Source organism: Leucobacter celer subsp. astrifaciens (genome assembly GCF_001273835.1).
GTDB classification, from domain to species: Bacteria; Actinomycetota; Actinomycetes; order Actinomycetales; family Microbacteriaceae; genus Leucobacter; species Leucobacter celer.
In genome coordinates, this window is the sequence record NZ_JHEI01000010.1 from 1 (window position 1) to 221 (window position 221).

The following is a 221-nucleotide window of genomic DNA, read 5'->3' on the forward strand; positions in this document are numbered from 1 at the left end:
TCGCCGTGCACGGGCAGTCGGGGCAGCTTCGGCTGGAGTCGCTCGCGGCGCAGCGAGACACGCTCGACCGCCTCGGCGGCGGAGAGCTCGCCGCCGTGCTGCAGGAGTACCGCCGAGGGCACCGGGAGCGGCCGGCACTGACCGAAGGCCGCTCCGCGCCGACTGACGCCCGCCACCATCCGACCGTGGCGAGCGGGCGCCTCGCTGGGGCGCCGGAGGGG

The 221-nt window shown here is 77.8% G+C and carries 1 pseudogene; it reads left to right on the forward strand.

The window, feature by feature from the left end:
* Nucleotides 1-221: pseudogene (locus AMS65_RS19630) on the forward strand (DNA repair protein RecN); the annotation flags it as partial.